The sequence below is a fragment of the Brevibacterium sp. 2SA genome, from assembly GCF_005502845.1.
Taxonomy (GTDB): domain Bacteria; phylum Actinomycetota; class Actinomycetes; order Actinomycetales; family Brevibacteriaceae; genus Brevibacterium.
Genome location: NZ_SCMW01000099.1, coordinates 1 through 4787 on the forward strand (window position 1 = coordinate 1; position 4787 = coordinate 4787).

General features: G+C 69.2%; 4 protein-coding genes. 2 read left to right on the top strand and 2 right to left on the bottom strand.

What is annotated here, in order from left to right:
* Nucleotides 1-38 precede the first annotated feature (38 nt).
* A complete protein-coding gene (locus FFS20_RS17645; RefSeq protein ID WP_137827077.1) occupies nt 39-1367 on the top strand; it encodes a M24 family metallopeptidase in 1329 nt (442 codons plus the stop codon).
* A 24-nt stretch (nt 1368-1391) separates the two neighbouring features.
* Here FFS20_RS17645 and FFS20_RS17650 read toward each other — a convergent pair whose 3' ends face one another.
* Nucleotides 1392-2006, bottom strand: a complete 615-nt coding sequence (locus FFS20_RS17650) for a TetR/AcrR family transcriptional regulator (RefSeq protein ID WP_137827078.1) — start codon at nt 2004-2006, stop codon at nt 1392-1394.
* 38 nt (nt 2007-2044) lie between these two features.
* On the opposite strand from FFS20_RS17650, the gene FFS20_RS17655 reads away from it, so the two are divergent.
* The gene (locus FFS20_RS17655) at nt 2045-3262 is read left to right on the top strand and encodes an FAD-dependent oxidoreductase (RefSeq protein WP_137827079.1); all 1218 of its coding nucleotides are present in this window, start codon (nt 2045-2047) and stop codon (nt 3260-3262) included.
* 182 nt (nt 3263-3444) lie between these two features.
* Here the strand turns inward: FFS20_RS17655 and FFS20_RS17660 are convergent.
* Nucleotides 3445-4787, bottom strand: a 1343-nt coding sequence (locus tag FFS20_RS17660) for an L-lactate permease (RefSeq protein ID WP_137827080.1), incomplete at its 5' end; no start/stop codon positions are given.

The window sequence follows — 4787 nt, forward strand, 5'->3', positions numbered from 1 at the left end:
CATTGACACCGTGTGAGGCGGATCACCAGACTGGGCGCATGAATGAGGGTGAGCTGTTCTCCGGTCGCGCCGACAGCCGCGCCGATGTGCAGGGGATGCGTCCGGGCGCCGAGCAGGGAGGGGCCGGGGCCGAAGTCCGGTCGCGTCCGCAGCCCTATCCCGGCGAGGTCGACACGATCGGAGCGAAGCATCTCGGCTTCGCTCCCGAGGAGTACCTCGCTCGCATCGCCGCGGTGCGGGGGCGGATGAGCGACCAGGGTCTGTCGGCGCTCATCGTCACCGATCCGGCGAACATCTACTACCTCACCGGCTACAACGCGTGGTCGTTCTACACTCCGCAGCTGCTCTTCGTCCCCTCCTCGGGTCCGCTCACGCTCTTCATGCGCGATATGGACGCCCGTGGGGCCACGCACACCTCGTGGCTGCCGCCGGAGGACATCGTCGGCTACCCCGAGCGCTATGTGCAGCGCCCGCACATCCACCCCTTCGACTGGGTCGCCTTCGCCCTGCGTCAGCGGTGGGAGGTCGCGCGCGCCTCCACCTCGCCCGTGGGTGTCGAGATGGACTCGCACTTCTTCTCCCCGCGGGCCTTCCGCGCGCTCGTCAACGGGGTGCCCGAATGGCGCCTCGTCGATTCGTTCGAACTCGTCAACTGGATCCGGGCGATCAAATCCCCGGCCGAACTCGCACTCATGCACCGGGCCGCCGAGGTGACGACCGCGGCGATGAACGCGGCCCTCGAGTCGATCGCCGAAGGAGTGGGCCAGCATGAGGTCGCCGCCGCGATCGCCGCCGCGCAGATCCGCGGGCACGACGCCGCCTGGGGTGACTATCCGGCGATCGTGCCGCTCATGCCCACCGGAGAGAGCGCCGACACCCCGCACCTGACGTGGACCGACAGAGTGTTCGCGACGGATGAGTCCGTGAGCATCGAGCTCGCCGGAGTCCACCGCCGCTACCATGTCCCGCTGGCCCGGACGGCGGTCGTCGGCCGTCCGAAGCAGGAACTCGTCCGTCTCGAAGGGGTCGTCGCCGAGGCGCTGGCAGCCGTCCTCGACGTCGCCCGACCCGGGGTGCCCACCGCGGAGCTCGCGCGGACCTGGAATCGGTCGCTGGCCCTGCACGGACTCGAGAAGCCGAGCCGCCTGGGCTATTCGATCGGCATCGGCTATCCGCCGGACTGGGGTGAGCGGACGATCTCGATCCGCACCGAGGACGATCAGATCCTCGAGGCGGGGATGGCCTTCCACCTCATCTGCGGCATGTGGATGAACGGCTACGGCTACGAGCTCTCCGAATCGATCCTCATCACCGACTCGGGTGCTGACACGTTCACGGCGTTCCCGCGCGAGCTCATCCGCCTCTGATCGGTCGGTTGCGCCTCTGATCGGTCAGGGCCCCTCTGACGGTTCGGTGCCGGAGCGCCGAGGCGGCCGATCCCGCGGGGGCATCGGACCGGCCAGGTCGACGAACTGCCGGATCACCTCGGCGGAGGGCTGTGCAGCCATCAACGGCAGGGCGAGCACATAACGGGTGAAGATCGTGCCGACGATGATCACGGCAAGCCGCCGGGCCGTCCGATTGCCCACGGCGGCGGCAAGGCCGCCGAAGACGGCGTTCTCGAGATAGCTGCTCAGCAGTGCCGCGCGGGTGCCGTCGGACGCGATTTCGCGAGCGAAGCGCACGAGGCGAGGCCCGTGGTCGGGGTGATCCCAGAGACGGACGATCCCGGTCGCGAGCGCCGTGACGTCGAGCGTGCCACCCGCAGTTGCTGCGCGCACGACATGGTGTGGAGCAATGGTCAGCGAGAGTGCGGTGAGAATGAGATCGTCTTTCGACCCGAAGTGATAATTGACCAGCGAATGGCTCACGCCCGCGTCGCGAGCGATCCGTCGTGTCGAGATCGTCGCCGGATGACCGTCCGTGAGCAGCCGTTGAGCCGCGGCGATGAGCTGCTCGCGGGCATCCGAACCGTCGGCGGGTCGACCGGGTCGTTTATTGACCATGGTGGCATTGTGGCAGGTTCGGGTTCCATCGTGGGGGTATGACAGCGAACGTGAAGACACTGACCGTGGACTGTGTCGTCGTCGGCGGAGGTCCGGCCGGGCTCATCTGCGGACTCATGCTGGCTCGTGCCGGTGTCGAGACCCTGGTCATCGAGAAGCACAGTGATTTCCTCCGGGACTTCCGCGGTGACACCATTCATCCCGCGACGCAGGATCTGTTGGCCGAACTCGGTCTGCTCGAGGACTTCCTCGTCCTTCCCCATGCGGACATGGCACAGGTGACGCTGAGATGGAACTCGGATCAGCTTGTGCTCGCCGACTTCTCGCACCTGCCCACCAGTCGGAGGGTCATCAGCTTCATGCCGCAGTGGGAGTTCCTCGACCTCATTGCCCGTGCTGGGGTCCGCGAGGACGGCTTCACGCTGCTGCGGAGCACGGAGGTGACCGGCGTGGTGACCGAGGCAGGGCAGGTCGTCGGTGTGCGCACTCGGTCCGGCGACGGTGATGGCGAGGTCAGGGCCCGGCTCGTCATCGGCGCGGACGGTCGCGATTCGACGGTGAGAAGAGCAGTCGGACTTGTGCCGCGGACGCTCGCCAATGCCATGGACGTCCTGTGGTTCCGCCTGCCCAAGGTCGCTGCTGAGACGCTGCCCTTCGCCCAGGCCGGGGCAGGATTCGTCATCGCGATCGATCGGGGCGACGGTTTCCAGGTCGCCCACGCCATCCCGGCAGGGACATGGGACGCGTCGCCCGAGGCGCTCATCGCCCTGCGCAGGCGGATAGCGCGCATCGCTCCGGAGCTGCGGGCCCGGATGGAATCCGTGGGTCTCGACGACCTGAGACTGCTGCGCGTGCGGCTCGAGAGACTGCCGCAGTGGTCCGCCCGCGGGGTGCTGTGCATCGGCGATGCCGCCCATGCGATGTCACCGGCGGGTGGTGTCGGGATCAATCTGGCGATCCAGGATGCTGTGGCCGCCGCCCGTGAACTCGGACCTGTGCTGAGGGAGCGCACACCGTCGACACGGGAGCTGCGCGCGATTCAGCGACGGCGTGCGTGGCCGGCGGCAGCGATCCAGTGGATCCAGCAGCGCATCCAGCCGATGCTCCTCGCCGATGATCCTCACTCCCGCCCACCGCTGCCGTTGCGGCTGATCGACCGGTTTCCCGTACTCGCGCGGGTGCCGGGACACATCATCGGAATGGGTCTGCGTCCCGAACACATCCGGAGACGACGGACGTTGCGGCGGATGCGCTGAGCGCTGCTCGTGACCTCTGAGGGGACGATCGGCGACCTGCCGCGAATTCGCTCGCTCAGGCAGCCTGTGCACGGGGAGGCTGTGTCGATGGGCCGGAGTCGTGAGAAGCGCAGTGGAGGGCGCGGCAGTGCGCGCAGGACGTCGGGCAGGCTCGGGCAGCCGCCACCGAGGCGGCGCCCCGCTCACGCGAGGAACTGGAGCCAGAGACCGATGGCCAGGGTGTTGAGGCCGACGACGAGGAACGCCCGGCTGAGCACCCACGAGCCGTCCCGCGCATCGGCGGCTCCGGCGCCGGAGAGCTGGACAGCCATCGCGACACGGGGCGGAGCGGCGAGCGCCGCCAGTGATCCTGCGGCGTTGCCCGCGGCGACGGCGGTCAGCGGCCCCGCTGCCGTCCCCTGACCGGCGACGGCGAGGGTGCTCGCGAACATCGCATTGCTTCCCGTGTTCGACCCGGTGAGCACGGCACCGATCGTCGACAGCCACGGGGCGAGCACGAGGAGTCCCGTCGGCAGCAGGTCCCCGAACGCGGTGCTCATCCCCGAGGTCGTCATCACCCAGCCCATGAGCATGAACGCCGCCGTCGCCGCCCCGATCGGCACCCACGCGCGCGCCGCACGGACGATCGCCGGGCGCAGCGACGCACCGTCCCTGCGCTCATCCGTTGATCCGTCGTCCCTCCGCTCACCCGTCGACCCGTGCCCCCTCTGAGCATCCGTCGACCCGCGGGTCCGCGAGAGCGCTGCGACGAGGCAGGCGACGGCCAGCCAGAACGGGGGAGAGGCGAGACTCTCCATGAGCGGAGACGGGAACACGGCAAGGAGCTCACGCGCGGCGAGGATGCCGAGGGTGAGAACTCCGTAGGGCAGGACTGCTCGCCCGAGCGCTGCGGTGACTCCGGCGAACCGGCCGCGCACCGCCAGCGGCACGCCGAGGCCGACGATGACGACGAGGGACCCGATGATGCCGGCCGGCGCCATGCCGAGAAGACGGTTGGCGAGGAGGATTCCGCCCCACAGCAGCCCGGCGGCCCCGATCATCCCGAGGGCACTCCCGAGGCGGGGACGCAGGAGGACGAGAACAGCGCAGAGGACCACGGCCACCGGGATCGCGTTGACCCAGGCCGTCGCCAGACCGAGGTCATCGACATCGAAGCCGGCGAGCGCTGCGGCCACCGTCGTGCCCGGTCCGAGCGCACCCCATGGGACCGCGACGAGTCCGAGGAGCCCGAGGAGCGCCGAATGCCGCAGCGAACAGCCGAGATGGCGGAGGATCGGCACGCCGATCGTCACCCCGATGCCGAAGCCCGTGACGGATTCGGCGAAGGGGACGAGGCCGAAGACGACGAGGGCGACGCCGAGGGACCGGCTGGGCACCATCGCCTCGACACTCGAGGAGATCGTGCGCATCGCACCGGTGGCCTCGAGGATGCCGGCGAGCATCATCCCGAAGAGGAGGATGAGGACCACCTCGGCGATGAGGGGGAAGTAGTCGCCGGCGGCTCGGGCGACGAGGGGGAGGGGAG

Excerpts from the sequence above, each read along its gene's own strand:
- FFS20_RS17645 (WP_137827077.1), top strand. The coding sequence starts at position 39 with ATGAATGAGGGTGAGCTGTTCTCCGGTCGCGCCGACAGCCGCGCCGAT.
- FFS20_RS17650 (WP_137827078.1), bottom strand. The coding sequence starts at position 2,006 with ATGGTCAATAAACGACCCGGTCGACCCGCCGACGGTTCGGATGCCCGC.
- FFS20_RS17655 (WP_137827079.1), top strand. The coding sequence starts at position 2,045 with ATGACAGCGAACGTGAAGACACTGACCGTGGACTGTGTCGTCGTCGGC.